This window comes from Virgibacillus litoralis (assembly GCF_017873675.1).
GTDB lineage: Bacteria > Bacillota > Bacilli > Bacillales > Amphibacillaceae > Lentibacillus > Lentibacillus litoralis.
This window is the reverse complement of sequence record NZ_JAGGKK010000003.1, coordinates 178,110-201,016: the sequence shown is the minus strand read 5'-3', so window position 1 is coordinate 201,016 and position 22,907 is coordinate 178,110. Positions and strand designations below refer to the sequence as shown.

At 38.2% G+C, this 22,907-nt stretch carries 18 protein-coding genes; 14 read left to right on the top strand and 4 right to left on the bottom strand.

Annotated features, from left to right (window positions below; translation table 11 throughout):
• The first annotated feature begins 14 nt into the window (after window positions 1–14).
• The 12 genes from J2Z82_RS04740 (at window position 15) to J2Z82_RS04685 (ending at window position 13,118) form a co-directional block, all read left to right on the top strand.
• Complete coding sequence (locus tag J2Z82_RS04740) at window positions 15–1,562, top strand: ABC transporter substrate-binding protein (protein ID WP_245251101.1); 1,548 nt, start codon at window positions 15–17, stop codon at window positions 1,560–1,562.
• Between the two features lie 60 nt (window positions 1,563–1,622).
• A complete protein-coding gene (locus J2Z82_RS04735; protein ID WP_209479630.1) occupies window positions 1,623–2,567 on the top strand; it encodes an ABC transporter permease in 945 nt (314 codons plus the stop codon).
• A 32-nt stretch (window positions 2,568–2,599) separates the two neighbouring features.
• A complete protein-coding gene (locus J2Z82_RS04730) occupies window positions 2,600–3,427 on the top strand; it encodes an ABC transporter permease (RefSeq protein WP_209479629.1) in 828 nt (275 codons plus the stop codon).
• Window positions 3,428–3,451: 24 nt separating this feature from the next.
• Window positions 3,452–4,657 carry an anhydro-N-acetylmuramic acid kinase gene (locus tag J2Z82_RS04725; protein WP_209479628.1) on the top strand — a complete coding sequence of 402 codons (1,206 nt, stop codon included), beginning with the start codon at window positions 3,452–3,454 and terminating at the stop codon, window positions 4,655–4,657.
• A complete protein-coding gene (locus J2Z82_RS04720) occupies window positions 4,657–5,673 on the top strand; it encodes an ABC transporter ATP-binding protein (RefSeq protein ID WP_209479627.1) in 1,017 nt (338 codons plus the stop codon). The genes J2Z82_RS04725 and J2Z82_RS04720 overlap by 1 nt, the downstream gene beginning before the upstream one ends.
• Complete coding sequence (locus J2Z82_RS04715) at window positions 5,642–6,682, top strand: ABC transporter ATP-binding protein (protein ID WP_209479626.1); 1,041 nt, start codon at window positions 5,642–5,644, stop codon at window positions 6,680–6,682. The genes J2Z82_RS04720 and J2Z82_RS04715 overlap by 32 nt, the downstream gene beginning before the upstream one ends.
• A gap of 20 nt (window positions 6,683–6,702) precedes the next feature.
• Window positions 6,703–7,668, top strand: a complete 966-nt coding sequence (locus J2Z82_RS04710) for an N-acetylglucosamine kinase (protein WP_209479625.1) — start codon at window positions 6,703–6,705, stop codon at window positions 7,666–7,668.
• 20 nt (window positions 7,669–7,688) lie between these two features.
• Window positions 7,689–8,564 carry a MurR/RpiR family transcriptional regulator gene (locus J2Z82_RS04705; protein ID WP_209479624.1) on the top strand — a complete coding sequence of 292 codons (876 nt, stop codon included), beginning with the start codon at window positions 7,689–7,691 and terminating at the stop codon, window positions 8,562–8,564.
• Between the two features lie 223 nt (window positions 8,565–8,787).
• Entirely contained in the window at window positions 8,788–9,699 is a 912-nt protein-coding gene (murQ, locus tag J2Z82_RS04700) for an N-acetylmuramic acid 6-phosphate etherase (protein ID WP_209479623.1), read from the top strand.
• A gap of 116 nt (window positions 9,700–9,815) precedes the next feature.
• Window positions 9,816–11,111 carry an ABC transporter substrate-binding protein gene (locus J2Z82_RS04695; protein ID WP_209479678.1) on the top strand — a complete coding sequence of 432 codons (1,296 nt, stop codon included), beginning with the start codon at window positions 9,816–9,818 and terminating at the stop codon, window positions 11,109–11,111.
• 89 nt (window positions 11,112–11,200) lie between these two features.
• Entirely contained in the window at window positions 11,201–12,094 is an 894-nt protein-coding gene (locus tag J2Z82_RS04690; RefSeq protein ID WP_209479622.1) for a carbohydrate ABC transporter permease, read from the top strand.
• A 181-nt stretch (window positions 12,095–12,275) separates the two neighbouring features.
• The gene (locus J2Z82_RS04685) at window positions 12,276–13,118 is read left to right on the top strand and encodes a carbohydrate ABC transporter permease (RefSeq protein WP_092491909.1); all 843 of its coding nucleotides are present in this window, start codon (window positions 12,276–12,278) and stop codon (window positions 13,116–13,118) included.
• Window positions 13,119–13,799: 681 nt separating this feature from the next.
• Here the strand turns inward: J2Z82_RS04685 and J2Z82_RS04680 are convergent.
• From J2Z82_RS04680 to J2Z82_RS04670, 3 genes are read right to left on the bottom strand one after another with little or no spacing between them, the layout of a single operon-like run.
• Window positions 13,800–15,065 carry an exo-beta-N-acetylmuramidase NamZ family protein gene (locus J2Z82_RS04680; protein WP_209479621.1) on the bottom strand — a complete coding sequence of 422 codons (1,266 nt, stop codon included), beginning with the start codon at window positions 15,063–15,065 and terminating at the stop codon, window positions 13,800–13,802.
• A gap of 24 nt (window positions 15,066–15,089) precedes the next feature.
• Complete coding sequence (locus tag J2Z82_RS04675; protein ID WP_209479620.1) at window positions 15,090–17,198, bottom strand: glycoside hydrolase family 3 protein; 2,109 nt, start codon at window positions 17,196–17,198, stop codon at window positions 15,090–15,092.
• Between the two features lie 10 nt (window positions 17,199–17,208).
• On the bottom strand, window positions 17,209–18,900 hold the full coding sequence (locus J2Z82_RS04670) for a serine hydrolase domain-containing protein (protein ID WP_209479619.1): 1,692 nt from the start codon (window positions 18,898–18,900) through the stop codon (window positions 17,209–17,211).
• A gap of 219 nt (window positions 18,901–19,119) precedes the next feature.
• On the opposite strand from J2Z82_RS04670, the gene J2Z82_RS04665 reads away from it, so the two are divergent.
• Window positions 19,120–20,010, top strand: a complete 891-nt coding sequence (locus tag J2Z82_RS04665) for a DMT family transporter (RefSeq protein ID WP_209479618.1) — start codon at window positions 19,120–19,122, stop codon at window positions 20,008–20,010.
• 43 nt (window positions 20,011–20,053) lie between these two features.
• Here J2Z82_RS04665 and J2Z82_RS04660 read toward each other — a convergent pair whose 3' ends face one another.
• On the bottom strand, window positions 20,054–21,067 hold the full coding sequence (locus J2Z82_RS04660; protein ID WP_209479617.1) for a potassium channel family protein: 1,014 nt from the start codon (window positions 21,065–21,067) through the stop codon (window positions 20,054–20,056).
• A gap of 159 nt (window positions 21,068–21,226) precedes the next feature.
• On the opposite strand from J2Z82_RS04660, the gene J2Z82_RS04655 reads away from it, so the two are divergent.
• The gene (locus J2Z82_RS04655; RefSeq protein ID WP_209479616.1) at window positions 21,227–22,891 is read left to right on the top strand and encodes a sensor domain-containing protein; all 1,665 of its coding nucleotides are present in this window, start codon (window positions 21,227–21,229) and stop codon (window positions 22,889–22,891) included.
• The last annotated feature ends 16 nt before the right edge of the window (window positions 22,892–22,907 follow it).

Sequence of the window (22,907 nt, the reverse complement as noted above, 5' to 3'; positions counted from 1 at the left end):
AAAGGGGAGTTATTATGTTGAAAAAAATATTTTTGTTTTTTCTATTACTTATAGTTGCTGTAGTTGTTGCAGCATGCTCAGATGACAGTGAAACAACTGCTGATGGGGAAGATGGAGGAGAAGAAGCCGCAGAACAAGTACTTAAAATCGCAAATGATCAGGAACCTGCAGGGTTAGATCCACATAAAACACCTGCTCATTCATCGGTTAGAGTTTATTCCAAGGTATATGAAGGACTTGTTACATTTGATGAAAACATGGAAATAAAAGGGCAGCTAGCAAAAGACTGGGAGCAGCCAGATGATTCAACTTATATCTTTAATCTTGTAGAAGGCGTTAAATTCCATAACGGCCGGGAAATGACAGCGGAGGATGTCCTGTACAGTTTTGAACGTATCATGGATGAAGAAACTGCATCACATATTAGCTCTTATTTTTCAGATGTAGAAAATATTGAAGTGATGGGCGACTATAAAATCAAGTTTGAATTAGCTGCGCCAAATGCAACATTCCTTTCACACTTAACTAATTCAAGTGCAGCAATAGTTCCAAAAGAAGTTGTAGAAGAGAATGGTGATTTACAGCAAGTGGCAGTAGGAACTGGACCATTTGTATTTGAGGAATGGGTACCTGATAGCAGTGTAACACTTTCAAAAAATGAAGATTACTATATTGAAGATGTGCCAAAGCTTGATCGAGTAGAATATTATACGATGAAAGAAGAAGCTGCCAGATTATCAGCAATCCGAACTGGTGAGATTGATATGACAACGTTAACTGCAAAGTCAACGGAATTACTCGAAGGTGAAGATGCAGTTAACATTAAGGGTTATCAATCGTTAGAGTATAGTTACATTGGGTTTAATGTAGACAAAGAACCTTTCAATAATAAAAAAGTAAGACAGGCATTAAGCTTAGCAACTGATCGTCAAAATATTGCTGATGTTGTTTGGGATGGTGAAGCAATTATTACCGGTCCAATAGCTCCTGCCATGGGGGACTGGTCAATTGATGTAGAACAGGAAGAGCTTTATCAACGTGATTTAGAAAAAGCGAAGGAGTTACTTGCTGAAGCCGGTTATCCAGACGGGTTCTCAACGGAAATAACAACAGCATCAACATATGCTGATATGGTTGACACTGCACAACTTCTGCAACAGCAATGGAAGGAAATTGGAGTAAATGCTGAGATTAAACAAATTGAGTGGGGCGAATATATTGATACATGGTCAAATACTTCTGCCGATATACTAGTTGGCAGAAATGGTTCTGGTACAGATCCTGACCGTGCAATGAATTATTTCTTCCATACAGACGGTTCTGCAAATGTGTGGAATTTCTCCAATGAAGAATATGATGCGATTGTAGAAAAAGGGAAACGTACAATTGATCAGGAGAAGCGAAAAGATATCTATGTTGAAGCACAGGAAAAACTACTTGATTTATCACCAAATTTATTCTTAGTTTCTCCTGAGAACTATGTGGCAGTTAGAGATGGTGTGAAAGACTTTACACCATATGCTCACAACGGTGAAGATATTGATCATGTCTATAAAAAATAATAGTAGAAGTGCTGCTTTTCCAGCAGCACTCTTCTATTCTCTTATTAAGGGTGAGTAACGATGTATACATATATAATGAGAAGAATATTGATGCTATTCCCAGTACTTTTCGGAGTATCTTTATTTATTTTTGTTGTTATGCGCGTAGTTCCAGGTGATGTTGCGCAGACAATATTAGGTACGGATGCAACACCTGCAGCGTTGAAACAGCTTCGACAGGACTTTGGGTTGAATTTGCCTTTATATGAACAGTACCTGAATTGGATAGGTGGAGTTCTGACAGGAGACTTTGGCGAGTCTATGCGTACAGGAAAAGAAGTGCTGCCTGATATCTTGAACCGTTTTAAATTAACGTTTGAGTTAACTTTTTTATCTGCACTGATTTCGTGGGTTATTGCAATTCCACTCGGTATTATAGCTGCTATGAAACGTAATAGTAATGTTGATTTTGGGGTTCGGATTATATCTTTATTAGGTGTATCAGTACCAAATTTTGCTTTAGCAACAGTTCTGATACTTATTTTGTCGTTAATGTTCTCTTATAGTACTCCAGTTGGCTATGTTGGTTTCTTTGAGAATCCAATGAGAAATTTGGAAATTATGGTTATACCAGCCATTGTTTTAGGAACAGCAATGGCCGGAGCTGTAATGAGGATGACACGTTCATCAGTACTGGAAATATTGCGACAGGATTTCATACGTACAATCCGTGCAAAAGGTGCAAAAGAAAGAGTTGTAATTTTTCAGCATGCACTTAGAAACGCCATGATCCCCATCTTAACCATTATCGGCTTGCAAATTGGCACATTGTTAGGTGGTACGGTCATCATTGAACAGATATTCTCGTTGCCAGGATTAGGGCAGCTGGTACTTACAGGTATAACACAACGTGACTTTATGGTTGTTCAGGGTGCAGTACTCTTTATAGCATTTGTATTTGTGATGATTAATTTACTGGTTGATATTCTTTATTCTTATTTAGATCCAAGAATAAGTTACAAATAATTGTCGACTTAGAATATAGAAAGAGTGATTCAATGAAACAATTTCTGAAACGTTTAAGACAGGATAAAGTTGGGCTAATAGGAAGTATTGGCGTATTGTTAGTTATTATTGTCGGGTTTCTCGCGCCTGTTATAGCACCGTATAGCCCCGAGCAAATGTTTACAGAACATACAATGGAGGGGCCAAGCGGACAATTCATTTTCGGTACAGATGAATTTGGCAGGGATATATTTTCAAGGATTGTCTATGGCACACAAGTATCGTTGAAAGTAGGCTTAATTGCAGTTGGTGTAGGAGCTACCGGCGGTTTGATTTTCGGACTGTTAGCTGGTTATTTCCAAGGGAAAACTGACCAGGTTATCATGCGGATAATGGATGTATTCTTTGCATTTCCTGATATATTATTAGCCCTGACTATAGTAGCAGTACTGGGACCAAGTGTAACCAATACAATGATAGCAATTGGAATAGTTTTCACACCGGTCTTTACAAGGGTTGTTAGAGGAACTGTTATTAGTGTGAAAGAAAATGAATATATCACAAATGCTGTAGCAATAGGTGTTTCTCCTGTAAAAATTATCTCAAAACATATAACACCTAATATCATGGCGCCGTTTATTGTACAAATAACCCTTGGATTGTCTGGGGCTATTTTGACTGAAGCAGCATTAAGCTTCCTGGGTCTTGGTGTGCAGCCTCCTGACCCATCCTGGGGTGTTATGCTTAATTCATCCCGGGCATATATGGAATTTGCACCATGGACAATATTGTTCCCGGCAGGTGCAATCGTGTTTACCATATTCTGCTTTAACCTATTAGGTGATAGTTTACGAGATATATTAGATCCGAAATTGAAATAAGAAGTAAATGTAGAGGTGAAAAACATGGGAAAAGCATTGGGTGTAGGTTTAATGTCAGGCACCTCATTAGATGGCATAGATGCAGTGCTCGTTGAGATAGAAGAAAAAGAGGACAATGTGGATGTAAACATAATAGATTCATATACACAACGTTACGATCAGGATGTGCGAAATGCATTAATGGATGTTTGCAGTCCGTCTACAGCAACGGTACAAAAAATTAATTCGATTAATATGTTCCTTGGAAAAGAGTTTGGCGGTATTGTAAACAAATTGCTGAAACAAGCAAACATATCAAAGAATGATGTACATTTTATCAGCTCACACGGACAGACAATCTATCATCAGCCCTTTGATGGAGAGTCTAATCTTGACGTAGCCGGGACCCTGCAGATAGGAGACATATCTGTTTTGTCTGAAGAAACTGGCATTGCTGTTGTTGGCGATTTTCGGACTGCAGATATGGCGGCGAGTGGACAGGGTGCTCCACTTGTTTCGTATGTTGATTACTTATTATTTAATAATCCGAACAAATCACGTGCTATCCAAAATATTGGTGGAATTGGCAACGTAACCTACGTACCTGAAAATAGTGACAGTGATCGCATACAGTCATTTGATACTGGACCCGGGAATATGGTGATTGACGAGGTTGTCTATCGGCTGACAAATGGTGAACGTAATTATGATAAAAATGGTGAAATGGCATATAGAGGCACCGTTAATCATCAGTTGTTAACGAAACTGATGAGTCATGATTACTTTAAGCAAGAACCACCTAAAACCACTGGTCGAGAGCTGTTTGGCAATCAGTTTGTAGATGATATTTTTAAAGAATACGGACAGATGAATCCAGAAGATTTAGTTGCGACTGTCAGCGAGTGGACAGTACTAACTATAGCGCATAGTTACAATCAATTTTTAATAGATAAAGGATTTAAGATTGATGAGGTTATTGTTGGCGGTGGCGGCAGTTATAATCCATATTTGATCGAACGGTTAAACTCTCATTTACCTGAAGTGAACATCTTTACACATGAACACTTTGGTATGTCGAGTGATTTAAAAGAAGCTATGGCATTTGCAGTATTAGGGTTTCAATGTATTCTTGGAAAGTATAATCAGCTTCCTTCAGCAACAGGTGCAAAAAGGCAAGTTATTATGGGGAAAATTGCGTATACACAACCTGATGCCCTCGAACGGATTGATATTTTGAGGAGAGGATTTTAATGAGTACAATATTGGATATAAACGATCTTTCAGTAGATGTAACTTTCGATAAACAAAAACATAATGTCGTAAACGGACTAAACTTATCTATAAAGAAAAAACAAAAATATGGGGTCGTTGGTGAATCCGGTAGTGGTAAAAGTTTAACGTCACTGTCAATTCTTAACCTATTACCAGATGTATTGAGTATTAGTAATGGCAGTATCATGCTTGATGGGTCTACTGATCTGACAAAACTGTCAAAAAAAGAAATGCTGAATATACGAGGTAATGAAATATCAATAATCTTCCAGGAGCCAATGACTGCTCTTGATCCGTTATTTACAGTTGAGCATCAGATTTCGGAAGTACTTCGATTCCATGGAAAGTATACAAAAAAGCAAATGAAAGACATGATAATTGATATGCTTGAAAAGGTAGGATTTGCTGAGCCGAGGCAGTTATTGAAACGGTATCCACATCAGCTTTCAGGCGGGATGCGGCAACGAGTTATGATTGCAATGGCATTAATTTGTAAACCGAAACTTTTAATAGCGGATGAACCGACTACAGCACTGGATGTTACTATTCAAGCGCAAATTCTCGATTTAATGAATGATTTAACGCAAGATTATGATACTTCTATTCTAATGATTACACATGATTTAGGTGTTATCGCTGAGACATGTGAACGTGTCGCGGTTATGTACGCAGGGACATTAGTTGAAGAATCAACTGTTGAAGAACTCTTTGATAATCCGACACACCCCTATTCAGTCGGTTTACTGGAATCTGTTCAGTCGCTTGGAGATAAGACGAAGAAACTGTATTCAATTCCTGGTAATGTTCCGACACCTGCAGAATTGAAAGAGTCGGGTTGCCGATTTGCATCAAGATGTCCGCATGTCATGGATATTTGCAGGCAGGAGGATCCGCCATTATTTCAGATAGATGATGATCATACCAGCAGGTGCTGGCTTTATCGAGAGGAAGGGGAGAAAAGTAATGAGTACAAAACAAGCAATGTTAAAGGTTAGTGACCTGAAAAAACACTTCCCTCAGAAGTCAGGAATTCTGCAAAGAACCAAAAACGTTGTAAGAGCGGTTGATGGGATTAGTTTTGAAATAAATGAAGAGGAAACATTTTCGTTAGTAGGGGAAAGTGGCTGCGGTAAATCTACTACTGGTCGTTCGATATTACGCTTGCATGAACCTACGTCGGGTGAAATCTTATATAATGGAACAGATATCATGAATTATTCAAAGCGGGAATTTCGAAACCTGCGAAGAGATTTGCAAATGATATTTCAGGATCCTTACAGTTCATTGAATCCAAGAATGACAGTTCGGAATTTATTGTTAGAACCTTTGTTAACACATAATATTTGTTCGAAAAAAGAAGCTGAACAGCGAATTATAGATATAGCTGAAAAAGTGGGGTTATCTAAGGAACAAATTAACCGTCATCCCCATGAATTTAGTGGTGGTCAACGTCAGCGTATCAGTATTGCAAGAGCTCTGATTTTAAATCCAAAGGTTGTAATTCTTGATGAAGCAGTGTCAGCTTTGGATGTATCTATTCAAGCGCAAATTTTAAACTTGTTAATCGAGCTGCAGCAAGAATTGAAATTAACGTACCTTTTTATTTCTCACGATTTAAATGTAGTTAGACATGTGAGTGATCGAGTTGGCGTGATGTATCTTGGTCAAATGATGGAAACAGCCAAAACGGATGAACTCTATAGCGATCCGCTGCACCCGTATACAAAATCTCTGCTTTCAGCAATACCTTCTAACCATCCTTCTGAGAAAAAAGAGCGTATTATCTTACAAGGAGATGTGCCAGATCCATCGAACCCACCATCAGGCTGCCCATTCAGACTTAGATGTCCTAAGGCGCATGAGCGATGTGCGATAGAGAAGCCTGTTTATCAGGAAGTAAAGGAAAACCATTGGGTTGCATGTCACCTATATGATCAAAGTAACCTTGATATAACGAACGAATCAGATTATAATTTTGGAGAAGCAACAAAAGTATTGAAATAATAATTCAAGGGTGAAATCGAATGGAATATGTAGCAGGGATCGACGGGGGTGGAACGAAAACAAAAGCAGTTATTGCAGACATGGATGGGCTAATAGTTGCTAAAACAACAGCAGGCCCCACTAATCCAAATGTTATGTCCCGTGAAAAACTAATACAAACATTAGACACAATGATGCAAGACCTGAAAGAACAAGCACCAGACGTGTTTGATAATATCTCAAGCGTATTTGCCGGCATTTCAGGTGTCGGCAATTCTAAAGCAAAAGCTGATTTAGAATACATTCTTAAACAAAAGGTCTCCAATAGTGTAACGGTATGTGTTGAAGCAGACACAGTTAATGCTCTATACTCTGGAACTTATGGCGAACCCGGTATTGTACAGATTTCAGGCACTGGTTCGATAACCTATGGAATTAATCAGCAAATGAAACATGATCGAGTTGGTGGCTGGGGTTACTTGTTTGGTGATGAAGGTAGTGGTTATGATATTGGGCGTCAGGGAATTATGGCGGCATTAAAAGCTAATGATGGGCGTGGAGAGAAAACCATTTTACTTGAAATGCTTTGTACATATTTTGATGTGACACACCCGTATGACTTTATCCAGAGAATTTATGCTTCACCAATTCCTAAAAGTGAAATATCTCCTATTTCTAAACTGGTATTTGAAGCATATAAACAAAATGATTTGGTTGCTAAGGATATTATGGGTAATATAGTAAATGAACTAAGCTCAAGCATCCGAACATTATATATGAAACTTTTTAAACCAGATGAGGAAGCAAGAGTAGTGTTATGTGGTGGTGTTTTTAGTGATACAGAAGTATTGCCAAGACTACTTAAAGCTGAACTGCAGGAATATAAAAATATAACTGTTTTGATTCCAATAATGCCTCCTGTTGGCGGCTCGGTAATTGGCAGTTATTTACTGCAAAATATAAGACCGGATTCTAAAATAGTTCAAAATATTATTTCAACACTCTAATTAAAAGAGAAGGTGATTGTGTGTCGCATGTAAAAGGTGGACTTGTCATATTGAAAGAGATGGTCAATAGTTTACCGCCATCAGAGAAGAAAATAGCAGAATATATTTTGAACAATCCAGAGGAATCAATTCTTCTTACAGCATTAATGCTTGGAGAAAAAAGTCAAACAAGCAGTGCAGCTGTCATCCGTTTATGTAAATCGTTGGGATTCAATGGTTTTCAAGAGTTGAAAATCCGTGTAGCAGGTGATTTACAGGCCGGGTCAGTGAAGGGATACAGGGATATCGAACGAAATGAGGGTTTTAAAGATATTATCGATAAGGTGACATCCAATACGATTCAAACACTTAAAGAAACGGTAGATATTATGAGTGAAAAGAATTTAAAGAAAGCTGTAACTGCATTATCAAATGCAAAATCCATTGTATTTATTGGATTCGGCGCTTCTTACATAGCAGCTAAAGATGCAGAACAGAAGTTTATTCGTATTGATAAAAATGCTCAGTCCTTTTCAGATGTACATATGGCAGCTACCGCAATTGCCAATAAAGGTCCAGATGATGTGGTAGTCGGTATTTCATTTTCAGGCAGCACGAAAGAAGTAAGTAAATTACTTGATCTTGCTCAACATAAGAGATCAACAACGATTAGCATAACAAAGTATGGCAATTCATTAGTCTCTAAATTCTCCGATATACAGTTGCATACCTCTGCAGCAAAAGAGGCGACTTTCAGAAGTGGTGCTACTTCCTCCAGAATTGCCCAGTTACATTTAATAGACATTTTATTAATGTGTTTAGCGTCAGAGGATTATGAAGAAACCATTCATCATTTAGATGAAACAAGAGAGGCAGTCTCCTTTTTACGGGAAGACGACTCAAAGGAAAAAAAGTGATTTTTATTTTCAAAAAATGGCTATTTTCATCTTATTTGGAGCATAAAATAGAATACGATTATGCTTATTGAAATTTTATTACTAAATTTTTGCGTTTTATTGACAAAATAATTCACTAGGACTATAATTATATCAAATAACTGAAAGCGCTTTTACGTAATAAAATTTATAAAACTACTAAATAAATTATCTACAACGTGAATGTTAGGAGAATTACATGCCAATGGAATTGTCAAAGTTAACTACCGAAACGCGAAATGAAAAAAGTATGCAGCTTGATCAAATGTCAACTATGGAAATCTTAAAGACGATTAACAATGAAGATCGGAAAGTGGCAACAGCAGTTGAAACAGTTTTGCCTAAAGTCGATAAGGCAATTGAACATATTTATAAAGCACTGGCAGATGGTGGACGACTTTTATACGTAGGTGCTGGCACGAGTGGGCGACTTGGTGTAATCGATGCATCTGAATGTCCGCCAACTTTCATGACCCCGCCGGATATGGTGCAAACCGTTATGGCTGGTGGAAATGGAGCATTCTTCAGTGCAGTAGAAGGGTCAGAGGATGATGAAACACAAGGGGCTGCTGATGTTAAAGCAAAAAACCTCACTGCTAAAGACGTTGTAATTGGAATTACTGCCAGTGGACGAACGCCATATCCGATTGGTGCACTAAAATATGCACGAGAAATTGGTGCTTACACGGTTTCGTTATCATGTAATGAAGGTTCATTGATAAGCCAATTTGCCGATTGTGATATAGAGGTAGTTGTTGGCCCGGAAGTATTAACGGGTTCTACACGAATGAAGGCAGCAACAGCCCATAAAATGGTGCTGAACATGATAAGTACAACAACGATGGTTAAGCTTGGTAAAGTACATGAAAATCTTATGGTTGATGTTCATGCAAGCAATTACAAACTAATGGAACGAGCAAAGCGTACGATTATTGAAATTACCAATGTTTCTTATGAAGAAGCTGAAGAAACTCTTAAAACCACTAAAAATGAGGTTAAGCCTGCAATTGTGATGATTAAAGGAGGTGTTACATACCCGGAAGCCATGGATGCAATCGAGTATAGTAATGGTTATGTTCGGGATGCAATTGATTATGCTATGCAACGCAATGCCTGAAACAACATTGATAGTTTCATATACTATTAATGGTTTCATATATATTAATTAATACAAAGGGGGAAATTAGATTGAAGAAGTTATTTAAAAGTCCTTTCGTATGGGTAGCCATTGTTATGCTTCTTTTGGCAGTAGGTTGTTCAGATGATGGTGGAGATTCATCAACTGATGGCAGCACTGATGAAGATGTGAAGAACGACGGAGAAGTAAATGGAACAATGGAAATTCAATACTTTGTCGGCGGTTATGGTGACTCTTGGTGGAAAGAAGTAATTGGAGAATTCAAAGAAGAGTATCCTGACGTTGAAGTTGTTGAACATGCTGGTCCAAATATTAATGAAGAAATGAGATCCCGTTGGGTTTCAAACGATCCACCTGATGTTGTATACATTGATGGTGCCGGATCAAGTGAAACTCAAATGGTTGAAGATGGACAGTTAATGAACTTGTCCGACTGGGTAAAAGATATTGAATTAGAAGACGGTACACCGCTTCTAGATAGCTTTATTGTAGAGCCCGCTAAATATGATGGTGATATTTACAGTCTGCCATTAGTATTTGACACATGGGGTACATGGTACGACAAAGCCTGGTTTGAAGAACAAGGATGGGAAGTACCAAAAGATTTTGATAGCTTTATGAGTTCAATGGGAGAAATCCAGGACTCTGCTGATATTGCTCCATTTGTAACGACTGGACAGCACCCTTATTATTTCCTAAGAGGTATGCTATATCCTGCATTTGGTGCAGCTGGTGGCGATGAGTTATTAAATGATGTCATCACTGGTGCTGAAGGTGCTTGGACTAGCGAACCAGTATTAAACGTTATGAAAAAGGTAGAAAAAATGGCTGAAGAAGGTTACATTGACCCTGGTTTTGGTGCATTGAACCATACACAGTCACAAATGAACTTCTTGCTTCATGATAATGCATTTATCCCAGTAGGTTTCTGGCTGCCAAATGAAATGGCTAATGATACGCCAGAAGACTTCGACTATGGATTTATTCCTTCACCTATGCAAGAAGCAGGTGAACCAATGGCAATTGTCCCGGATTTACGTCCATTAGCGATTGCTGAAGAGGCAGAGAATCCTGAAGCTGCTAAAGCTTTTGTGGATTTTGTTTATTCTAAAAAGTATGCGAAGTCATTCTCTGAGCATACTGGTGCAATTATGAATCTGCAAGGTGTGGATTTGGCTTCAAACGAAAATGTTCCTGGTTATTTAATCGATGCTAATGAGATGATTAACGACCCTGAACAAGTACAAATTCATCATAAACCACATCCAATGAGTTCAGATCTTGAGACACCTATTAGTAATTCACTTGTTTCTCTAATGCTGGGGAACATTACAGCAGAAGAGTTTGTTGAAGAAGCAGAAGCAGCAGCTGCTGAATATCGTAATCAATAAGTAAGTGAGTTTAAGTAACGGTATGGAATGTGAAGCGGGCTTCTATAGCTTTACATTCCATATATTTATTTTTTAGAAAGAGTGATTGGATGGTACAGTCTAAAAAACAAAAATACCTATTTCTTGCCTTTTGCCTTATACCTACTTTTATAATGTTTAGTATTTTTACCCTATATCCTTTGTTTAGTGGTCTATACTATTCTTTCTTTGAATGGTCAGGTTCGTCACAGGCTAAGGAGTTTATTGGGTTTGATAACTATGTAAAGTTATTTAAAGATGAGATAATCCCCGCTACAATCTGGCATGATTATTTTCTTGTTGTCACGAAGGTTATCGGTATTATGATTATGGCTTTGTTTATTGCTGTAGCATTAACGCAATTAAAGATAAAAGAAGCGCCATTTTACCGTATCATCTTTTTCTTCCCGAATATAATGTCTGTCGTTGTAATTGGTATTTTATGGACGTTTATTTATAACCCTAGTCTAGGTCTTGTTAATTCAGGTCTTGAATTCCTTGGATTGGAGAGTTGGGCTAAGCCATGGTTAGGCAGCGAGGATTGGGCCTTACCAAGTCTTGTGCTTCCGTCAATTTGGGCAGGTATAGGATTATTCATGCTCTTACTGATGGGTGGTATTGCTAATATTTCAAAAAGCTTTTATGAAGCGGCTGAAATAGATGGCGCAAATGAATGGCAGCAATTCTGGAAGGTGACCTTACCACTTGTATGGCCACAGATCAAAATTTCTATCTTATATATCGTTATCACAACGTTAAATGGTTCCTTTATTATTGTGCAAATCATGACGGGAGGCGGTCCGAATAACTCTACACACGTTATGGGGTCGTATCTCTATCAGCAAGCATTTCAGCAATACAACTTTGGATATGGTGCAACAATCGGAGTAATGATCTTAGTTCTTTCTCTGATAACTGTATTAATTTTACAGTTCTTTATGCGAAGAGAAAAAGTAGAATATTAGAAAACTAGGCTTATCGCCAAGCCTTAGTTGCACTTATGCAGTAAGAAAGGAATTAAACTTTCTTAATTGCGTAGAATACTTCGCTTTTCGCCAAATCTTTAATGGCTTAAAGTCTTAGTTGCACATGTGCAGTAAGAAAGTATTAATACTTTCCTGACTGCCTAGAAAGGGGGAAAACCCAGTGAAGCGTAGTGTAGGTCAATTTATAGCAAGAACGGGAATAAGAATTCCACTTATATTATGGTCAATAGCTGTACTTTATCCGATTATCTGGATGTTCATAGGTTCATTTAAATCAAACGCAGAGATTTATGCCAATCCATGGGGCTTTCCAGAGACATGGAATATTCAAAACTTCGTTACTGCATGGTCAGAATATAATATAGACACAAGTGTTTTTAATAGTTTAATTGTAACAGTAGTGGGCGCTTTACTTACGTTATTGCTGGCGGTTCCAACTGCATATGCACTTGAAAGAATCAGATTTAAAGGCAGTAACTTTTTATTTACACTTTATATTTCAGCGATGATGATTCCAATGGTACTCGGCTGGATCCCTCTATTCTTCCTGTTGGAACAGTTTAATTTATTGGATAATATCTTTGGACTTGCTATTGTGTACGCAATAAGTCAGCTTCCATTTTCTATTTTTGTATTGACAAGTTTTATCAGTACGATTCCAAAATCGCTGGAAGAGTCTGCTGCCATGGATGGTATGTCACCATACGGTGTTCTATGGAAAATAATCACGCCGTTATCCATGTCTGGTATTATTACGGTTACGATTATGAATGCAATCCAATTTTGGAATGAGTATTTCATGGCATTAATCTTTCTTCAGTCGGAAGGAAACTATACACTGGCATTAGCGATTGATTTTATTAGTAGTGAAGCACAGTATACAAATGCCTGGGGAACTTTATTTGCAAGTCTGGTAATTGCAATTCTTCCAGTCATTATTCTTTATGCAATCTTCCAGCAGCGGATTGCGAAAGGTATGACAGAAGGAGCTATAAAAGGATAATTTTAAATGAACAAAGAGCGGTAGCCACTATTTTGTGGTTACCGCTTTTTTAGTAAGGTTTTTTCTAAACGATTGTTGTTTTTGATAAGAATATATGAACTACGACCGATTAAGGGTAATCTTCGTTTGTGTGGCTCTCTGACCACGCAATCGGAATATACTCGCTTTCACCACTCCGGGTACAAAGGCGACATCTGTGCAAGCTGAAACTTTCACAGTGTTTTCCCTAGCAGTGGGCTCACCACGAGCCTCCTGCTCGTCGCAGCAACAGCTGAAGTTCCCGCAGGAAGCGATTCTTGCTTCCGAGGAAGCTGAAGCGTTGCCCGCGGAAAGCGGAATGTATTTCCGGAGCAGTGTCATAGCAATCTTTCATTTTCCCATATTACGTAAGAGTGTATGTCAATTGCGAGAGTTAGAGCAGTAAAATTTACGAAAAAATACCTTTATAAAATATAAAATGCAATTAGGAACTTCTTTTATCCGGTGTAGTAAAGATACTGTTTGGAAAAGCTTGTTCCATTCCACCTGTAGATTGCTTATTTCGACTTATTCTACTAAACCACCCCTTGGTAATATCATTCTGAAATAAGGTCGTATGACATACATCTAAAAGGATAAAAAAAGTGGGTGTCCCAAATGTATTGGGACACCCTTTATAGTTATGGGGGTAACTATCAACTCTTAATATAGTAAATACCCTTCTCGGATATTTTTAAACTCATTTAATTCATCTTTCCATTGTTCTTCCATATATTCTACCGATTTACCTTCTTCAATAGCTTCACGAATCCAGCCATTTCCGACGAGGTAATCAAAAAATGATACACCAGCGCTGTTCTCGGCACGGAATGCGAAGTCCTCTGGATACATATCGTGCATTGTCTTAACGATATGAAGACCAGTTTTTATTGGGTGAAATGATTGCTTGTGTGTAACGTGAATTTGTACACCATGACTTAATGTGCCACTATGCTTGGAAAATGCAGGTGTGAACGATGCTGCTCTGAAATCAACACCAGGCAAATGCAATTCATTTAAGGTTGCTGCAAACTCCGTGCTATTAATATATGGTGCTCCAAGCAATTCGAATGGTTTAGTTGTTCCACGTCCTTCCGATGCGTTTGTTCCTTCAACTAATGCTGCACCTGGATAAACATTAGCTGTATCTGTTGTTGGCATATTAGGTGATGGCATAACAAATTCTAATGGTGTTTCGTCATAATACATATTACGTTTCCAGCCATTCATTTCAACAACAGTTAGGTCAGCTCCAATATCGTATTCATTATTGAATAACTTCGCAAGTTCGCCGACAGTCATACCATGTCGTAATGGAATAGGATACTTACCTACAAATGAAGAGTATTCTGGATCAAGTACTGGCCCCTGTACCTTTTCGCCACCTTGTGGGTTCGGACGATCTAGTACGACGAATGGAATATCATTTTCCTGTGCAGCTTCCATTGCATAAGCCATTGTATAGATATACGTGTAAAATCTTGTTCCCACATCCTGAATATCAAAAACTAATACATCAATATTCTCAAGCATTTCTGGTGTTGGCTTTCTTGTTTCACCATATAAACTGTATACTGGTAATCCAGTTGTTTCATCAATATAATAATCGACGTATTCACCAGCCTGTGCACTACCACGTACACCGTGCTCAGGTCCGTATAATTTTGTTAAATCAACATCAGGGTCGTTGTGTAAAACATCAACAACACTGTTTAAATCCTTGTCAACTCCAGTAGGGTTAGTAATTAGTCCTACTTGCTTACCTTCAATTAAATCCTTTTGTTCGTCGAGTAAAACGTCTACGCCTAGCTCGAACTTTTTATCTTTACCTTTTGCTTTTCCATTGTTATCGCCATTATTTGCATAGACCGCGGTTAAGGAACCGAGTACAAAAAGAAGTGCTGCTATTGTTACTAGATATTTTCTCATAAATAATACGCTCCTTTTCTATGTTTAATAAGATAACCCGTATCCAAATTCGAATAATGCATCGCCATTTTCACCAGGAATCGTTACTGGTAAAAGACCAGTCGGATTGTTCTCGCCAAATAGTGATGCAGCAGTTGCTTCAAAGCTTGCATCCCTGAATCCATATTGGGCTAGATACCCATCGATTTCTGGATAGGCCATGATGTCATATGGATTGCGAATTCCTACTCCAATAACAGGGGAAGAAGCTTCTTCAATTAGTTGGTTAACCATTTGCATTTGTGAACTGTCTTCTGACCTGCCGCTTACATTATACGTATACGTACCAGCAACTACAGCGCTTGCGTCCTGCACCTGGGCAAGCTGTTCATCATTTAATGGTCCTGATGTCTGGATAACCTCTGTGTTTGGATGGTGCTTGCTGACGGCATTATATAAACTGTCAACAAATGAATTACCTACTACAACTACTTTTTCATCATTAGATAGATCTAGTGGAAGTGCGTTGTCATTTTTAAGTAAAGTAATAGATTTATTGGCTACTTCTGTTTCTACTTGCTTATGTTGTTCCGCTCCAACAACTTCTTCAGCATTTTCGACGATTTCATCTACTGGTGTTGGCGATTCTGATTTAATGATTTTCCGTTTTACTTTTAAGGTTAGAATTCGTTCAACTGATGCTTCAATTCGTTCCTCTGAAATCTCACCAGTTTCCACTGCGTTTAGAAGTCCATCAGCAACTTTTTCAAGTCCTACAGGCATAAGAACGATGTCTGTTCCTGCTTTAACGGCACGAATCACTGCGTCGACTGAACCAAAATGTTCTGTAATGGCATTCATATTTAATGCGTCCGTAATGATCAGGCCATCATAACCCATTTCTTCACGCATTAACCCAGTTAACACTTTATGTGAAAGAGTAGCCGGTAAAGAAATCTCGGTTCCGTCTTTTTTGGAAATAACTTTCGTATCATCTATTTTTGGAAAAGTAACATGTGCGGTCATAATCGCATCAATGTTAGCTTCCATTGCTTTTTGGAATGGGAAAAGTTCCACGTCCATTAAGCGTTCTTTATCATAAGGAACTTCTGGTAGTCCAAGGTGTGAATCAACTGCTGTATCCCCGTGACCAGGAAAGTGTTTTGCTGTTGCTGCTACACCGGTGCTTTGTAACCCTTTCGTATAAGCGATGCCCATGTCGGCAACCAGTTCAGGTGATCCACCAAAGGAACGTACACCAATAACCGGATTGTCCGGGTTATTATTAACATCCATAACTGGTGCCAGGTTCATGTTGATGCCAAGTGAGTTAAGTTCTTCACCAATTGCTTTTCCAACATCATTGGAAAGGTCAGTTGAGCGTGTTGCACCAAGCGCCATGTTACCAGGGAAGTCTGTTCCTGATTGCAGGCGTGTAACAATGCCGCCCTCTTGGTCGATTGTCATTAGCAGACCATATTTTTCAGATGCCTCTTGATATGCTGAAACTAATTTGGCTGTTTGTTCAGTTGTTACAACGTTTTCTCTAAATAAAATAACGCCACCAAGGTCATATTCTTTTACCGTTTGCTCAATTTCAGGTAGCATTTCTGTAACATTTTCGCCATCCCAATTCCGGAAGTCCGGCATAAGCATTTGACCGATTTTTTCCTTCAATGTCATACCTTCAATTGCATTATTAATGACGTTGTAGCGGTCACTTTCTTGCTTCACGACTTTTCCTGAAAATGATGATTTTCCTTTGTTTGCTGTGTTGTCTGGCTTGTAGTCAACGGCAATCCTGTCTTCATAAGTGCCGTCTGTAACTGTAATAAATGAACGACCCGGCTGTTCTGTAAATGTAACTTCGCCATCTTGATTAACAGTTGCGACGTTTTTATTAGTTGATTCCCAAGTGAGGTTTTCTGTGGTGGATTTAAAATGGCCATCACTATACATGTGTAATGCGCTTAAATCCACTTGATTATTTGTAACCTGTACTGTTGCTTGTGGAATGTTCTCTAACAGAATGAGGTCATTAACTGATTCGTCCTCTGCTGCTTTTGCTGTGTTATTTGTATATGTTAATGGACTAGCGATTAGCATAATTATTGTTAAGATAATAAAGGATAACTTGAAATTTGCTTTCATCATTTTCCTCCTATTAGTAATCTCGTTTTACCCAGTCTTGACTAGTGAAATCTACTGAATGACCATTACTTAGCTCAAGGTTGGATATATACCATCCTCGGCCATTGGTGTAAGTATCTGTTTGATAGTTAAAGCGAATGTATTTTGTCCCAGCCGGAATTTTAACCTCTTGAGACTGCCAATTGATACTGCTGCCAGTAAAGGATTCTCCTGTACTTGTCCAGCTTTGGCCATCATCTGAGACCTCAACAACTCCAAAATCGTACCCATGCTCGATTCTGTACCATGTATCAAATGAAAGTGACGTGTCATTTTCCACATCAACTTCAGCGGTTAATGTCTGATTAGTATTGTCACCATAACCAGAGAACCATGTATCATTGCTGCCTGGTGTAGTGACAGGAATTGCATCTGCAACTTGACGGGCGAATTGACGTCTGGCTGGGTTAGTAGAAACTGTTTCACGTGTTGGGTGTACCCGGTTCGTTAATAAAATAGCTATCGTATCGTTGTTTTGATTTACGACAAATGATGTTCCTGTATAACCAGTATGTCCAATAGTTGATGATTCAGATAAGGCATCCATGTACCAGCCTTGTGCAAGTTCAAATCCTAAACCATGTTCATCTCCTGGAAATTGTGGGATTTGATTTTCAACAAGCAGCTCAACCGTTTCAGGCTGAAGAATTTGTTTACTTCCATAACGACCATCATTGATCATCATATGACCTAACTTTGCCAGATCATTTGCTGTTGAAAATACACCGGCATGTCCTGCAACTCCACCAAGTGACCATGCGTTTTCATCATGTACCTCGCCCCAGACGAGACCTCTATCTGTCCATGGCTGGTATTCAGTTGCAGCAATTTGATCTTTTAATTCTTCAGGTGGGTTATACATGGTGTCAGTCATATTGAGGGGTTCCGTGATGTTTTCTTTTACAAATTGATCCAAGCCTTTACCAGATATCCTCTCGACAATAACTGCTAGTGTAATCATGTTTAAATCACTATACGTATATGTCGATCCTGGTTCATTGTCCAATGGGTATTCGAAAACGTATTGCAGTCGATCCTGTTTATTTTCGCCGATTGTATAAAGGGGAACCCATGGCTTGAATCCTGATGTGTGTGTCATTAACTGACGGATTGTAACATTTTCCTTCCCGTTCTGAGCAAATTCTGGAATGTAATCTGCTACAGGATCATCCAGGTTGAATTGCCCTTGTTCATGTAATTTCATTGCTGCAATGGTAGTGAATATTTTACTAAGGGAAGCAACATCAAAAATGGTATCTTTGCTCATTGCAACAGGGTCTTCAAGTTGATTTCCGCTATCATCCTGATAGATTGCTGCATCGCCATATGCTTCATGCTGAACAATGTGTCCACGGCGGGCAACAAATGTAACAGCGCCAGGCATCACGTTATCAGAAATCATTGATTCCATTACCGATTCAATCTCGTTTAACGGTTCTGCAACCATACCAGCACCTTTTACTGAGCCGGGATGCAATATAGGTGATGTAGGACCTGGAATGCCCCAGCCGAATTTAGGATGAGCCTTTTCCTGAACATTCTTCTTGTCCTTCTTTTCAATGGTGGGATTGGGTGCTTTGTCAGCACTTGCAGGCAATCCAGTAGTTGCTAAAAATGATGTCGAAACAATTACGGATAATGTAATATACGACAATTTTCTCCTCATCTCTCTCCTCCTTATGACAATTAATGTAAAGGCTTACATTAAGGATAAAATTAAATAACAATGTCGTCCATGCAACTTAGGTATTAAAAAACTTGGGAAAGTTAATAAACGTGTGATTAATGAAGTGGGTATAAAGTTTTAATAAGGGTAGTTATTTGCTAGGCTACTAGTAAATTACTATACTAGTTCTATTATGGTTTAAAAAGAGGTTTGTCGAATATGGGGAATTCTATACTAAGAAATAAATGGATTGTCTGGGGATTGATTCTGCTCATTACAATTATCTGGGGCTATGCATGGGTCTTTATGAAGGCATCACTTGGGTTTATGGGCCCGTTTACATTCTCGGCGTTTCGTTTTGGAACAGGCGCGGTCACACTGCTAATTGTCGTATGGCTGTGGAAAGCTGGTAAACCACCACGAAATATGTGGAAGCATCTGATTATTGTTGGGTTATTACAAACATCAATTGTGTTTCTACTTGTGATGTATGGGATGCAGTTTGTCGATGCAGGAAAATCATCGGTGTTATTGTATTCAATGCCACTTTGGAGCAGTATTTTTGCTGTGAAAATTTTGGGTGAAAAAATATCAGCCGGAAAAGTGATAGGTCTTGGAATTGGTATGCTGGGACTGCTAACGATTCTGGGCTGGGATATCTTCATGGTGCAGGATCCTGAAGTGATATTTGGAGAACTACTTATAATTGTTGCCGCGATTGCCTGGGCTTCATCCAATGTCTATTACCGGATAAATTTGCAGGGTATGAATAAAATCCAGGTCACAGCGTATCAAATGCTGTTTGGGACAATTGGAATTATCATTGCAAGCTTATTTGCGGAATGGGGAGACCCTGTTCAGCTAACAGGGGAGAGCATATTTTACATATTGTTTACTGGTGTATTGGCATCAGCATTATGCTTTTCCGTTTGGTTCCTGCTGCTGAGTACGATTGATATGGTCACTGCAACCTTATCAACATTGCTCGTTCCAGTGTTCGGATTATTCTTTGGCTGGCTGATATTAGGAGAGACATTGACAAGTGGAATTATTGTTGGGTCTATGCTGATATTAGTCGGGATTGTGTTTGCGCAATTATCACGAAAGTAGAGTAGGAGAGGATGCTTCCAATAGAGGCATCCTCTCGTAATCTTTATACAATCTTTTCAAACGTTTCACTATCACAAATAACATACAATTCAGCATCATCTGGTATTTTTTCATCTAGTCGCCTGTTAATATCCAGGTCTTCGCGGTCTGCGATGAGTGTTGCACCTTTCTCTAATAATTCTTTAAAGGCGTCATGATATGTTGACCAATTGTCCTTTTTTGAAATCTTAAACAGGTCCTCGCCATGCTGTCTGCTGATTAACTGTGAATATACTTTACTCACTCCCTTATACATTGCAGAACGGACAGCCAAGCTTGAGATGGTCTCATGCGATAAAATAAATTCATCTACTTTTACATGTGCGAAGTTCGCTGTATGTTTTTCCGTTAGAATTTCGACAGTAGTATGTACAGTTGGTGCTAATCGTTCCACGACAATCGCAACAGTCAACGTCTTTGCGTCACGCAAGGATGGTTCATAAATTTTATCATCCGAAAAAATTATTACTGACTTTGCCTTTGTGATATTGGCTTTTTTATATGTTTCTTCTTCGGTTGTATCTCCTTGAATATAGTGAACTCTGTCTAGCGATACATCAAAAGGTGATTTTGGCAATGTGTCAACAATCACGACTTCAGCAGTTTCATTTGAATTTAAAATTTCATCTACAGCAGACTCTGTTTTCTTTCCCCATCCGATAATAATGATGTGATTTTCCTGTGTATATTCCACTTTACCTTCCTCCCTTTTCTTCCTAAAGATTGAAAATACATCAACAACTTTACCAATAACTACCCCTAACAGGCCAATTCCTACCATATACATAAGTACGGCGAACAATTTTCCAGCTGCGGTAATCGGCGAGTAATCACCATAACCAACTGTGGAAAAGGTTGTCATGACATAATAGAAAGTATTTAACAGACTCTCAAAGTTATCAGGCTCCAGGAAGTACATAACGAAGGTGCACAGAATCACAAAGATAACGGTGGAGAGCAACAACGTCAAGTTTCTCATCTTTATTAAGTTTAATCCGAGTTTTACAAAAAAATGCAATGACCTGTCCTCCTAGTTTCACACAATAAATATATTTATCATTTTATCATAAAAATTTTAAAACTTCTTCTTTAGATAAATATACTTGTCAATGCAGTATTAAATTTGTTATATAGGTAATATGTGTTATATTTTGGAAATATTGAATTTATAGGGGGGATGTGCATTATTTCTAAAAAGGTGTTAATGGAAGGTTTAAGTGACATGGTCTTTGTAATGAAAGTAGAAAGTGGATTTGAATTTACATATGACTTTGTAAACCGTGCGGCAATGGAAGGAACGGATATCACTCAGGCTGCATTAGGTAAAACAATTAAAGAGGTATGCGTGCGAGACCAATCAAACTTCTTATATGAGCAGTATAAGGAAGTAGTTATAAGCAAAAATAGAGTAACCTTTGAGGATTCGTACATATCTCACACAGGTGAAAAATTTTACTCAAAAACGTTACTTACTCCACTATTTAATGATTCAGGACAATGTGAACAAATTGTAGGAGTGGTTAAAGATATCACCAAGGAAAAAGTAGCTGAGTCTGATAGGAAAATAGCATGGGATAGGCTTCATGAAAGTAAAGAAAGGTATCATTCATTATTCCATCATAATTCCGATGCAATAATTTCACTGGATTTAAATGGTCATATTACAAATGGGAATGTTGCTGTTGAGTCGATTTCTGGATATTCACCTTCAGAATATATTGATTCAGCCTGGGATTCATTCGTGGTTGAAGAGGATAAACAATTAGCTGAAAAACTGTTTATGGGAGCTATAAGTGGATCAACTGAAAATTCAAATCTAACAGTTCATAACAAAGCAGGAGATAAAATTTGCTTGTCGATAAAAGTGACGCCGTTAATAATAAATGAACAAGTAATTGGTGTTTATTGTATTTTAAGAGATATAACGGAATTATTGAAATCTCAAAAACTATTAGAAGAGAGCCAAAAGAGATTTCAAATTATAGCTGAACATGCGAACGATTTGATAACTTTAATGGATGAGAAAGGTAAAATAATTTATGCATCACCATCTTATAAAAAAATATTAGGACATGATAGTCAGGATTATACCGGAAAGTATTTTTTACATAATGTGCATCCTGATGACCGAAAGCGCTTGGAAGGGGTTTTTATCCATTCCATTAATAGTGGTGAGTCGTTTACAGTTGAAATAAGGCAATATAACCATCAGAACGAAACTGTTTGGTCACAATCACACGGCGCTCCAGTTTTTGATAATCGAAATAATTTTATACATATGCTGGTATTGACCAGAGACATTAGCTTGCAGAAAGAGTATGAAATGAAGTTAAAAGATTTTGCTTTTCAGGATCCATTAACAGAGCTTCCAAACCGCCGTTTATTTAATGAACGATTAAATCAAGCTTTAGAGGCTTTAACAGGAGAGAACAAAGATGAACTAGCTGTAATCATGTTGGACATTGACCGCTTTAAAGAAGTTAATGATGAACTGGGTCATGACATGGGGGATAGGGTAATTGTAGAGTTTGGGAGAAGAATAACTCAAATAGTTAGAGAAAAGGGTATTGTTGCACGTATAGGTGGCGATGAATTTATAATACTTTTACCGAATATAGGATCTGCCGATGAAGCAGTTTCCATTGCCAAAGATATTCAACAGTATATTCGAAAGCCTTGGCAGGCAAATGATAGGCAGCTTTACATTACAACTAGTATAGGGATAGCTATGTCTCAAAAGCAATATAATACCGCGTTTTCCCTGTTAAAGAATGCTGATGTTGCATTATATGAAGCAAAAAATCGAGGAAGAGATTCATATAATCTGTGGAAATATAAATAATGCTGTCATCCTGGTG

Bases quoted from the DNA above. Each gene is read 5' to 3' on its own strand.
- J2Z82_RS04740 (WP_245251101.1), top strand. From the start codon at position 15: ATGTTGAAAAAAATATTTTTGTTTTTTCTATTACTTATAGTTGCTGTA.
- J2Z82_RS04735 (WP_209479630.1), top strand. From the start codon at position 1,623: ATGTATACATATATAATGAGAAGAATATTGATGCTATTCCCAGTACTT.
- J2Z82_RS04730 (WP_209479629.1), top strand. From the start codon at position 2,600: ATGAAACAATTTCTGAAACGTTTAAGACAGGATAAAGTTGGGCTAATA.
- J2Z82_RS04725 (WP_209479628.1), top strand. From the start codon at position 3,452: ATGGGAAAAGCATTGGGTGTAGGTTTAATGTCAGGCACCTCATTAGAT.
- J2Z82_RS04720 (WP_209479627.1), top strand. From the start codon at position 4,657: ATGAGTACAATATTGGATATAAACGATCTTTCAGTAGATGTAACTTTC.
- J2Z82_RS04715 (WP_209479626.1), top strand. From the start codon at position 5,642: ATGAGTACAAAACAAGCAATGTTAAAGGTTAGTGACCTGAAAAAACAC.
- J2Z82_RS04710 (WP_209479625.1), top strand. From the start codon at position 6,703: ATGGAATATGTAGCAGGGATCGACGGGGGTGGAACGAAAACAAAAGCA.
- murQ (WP_209479623.1), top strand. From the start codon at position 8,788: ATGGAATTGTCAAAGTTAACTACCGAAACGCGAAATGAAAAAAGTATG.
- J2Z82_RS04695 (WP_209479678.1), top strand. From the start codon at position 9,816: ATGCTTCTTTTGGCAGTAGGTTGTTCAGATGATGGTGGAGATTCATCA.
- J2Z82_RS04690 (WP_209479622.1), top strand. From the start codon at position 11,201: ATGGTACAGTCTAAAAAACAAAAATACCTATTTCTTGCCTTTTGCCTT.
- J2Z82_RS04680 (WP_209479621.1), bottom strand. From the start codon at position 15,065: ATGAGAAAATATCTAGTAACAATAGCAGCACTTCTTTTTGTACTCGGT.
- J2Z82_RS04675 (WP_209479620.1), bottom strand. From the start codon at position 17,198: ATGATGAAAGCAAATTTCAAGTTATCCTTTATTATCTTAACAATAATT.
- J2Z82_RS04670 (WP_209479619.1), bottom strand. From the start codon at position 18,900: ATGAGGAGAAAATTGTCGTATATTACATTATCCGTAATTGTTTCGACA.
- J2Z82_RS04665 (WP_209479618.1), top strand. From the start codon at position 19,120: ATGGGGAATTCTATACTAAGAAATAAATGGATTGTCTGGGGATTGATT.
- J2Z82_RS04655 (WP_209479616.1), top strand. From the start codon at position 21,227: ATGTGCATTATTTCTAAAAAGGTGTTAATGGAAGGTTTAAGTGACATG.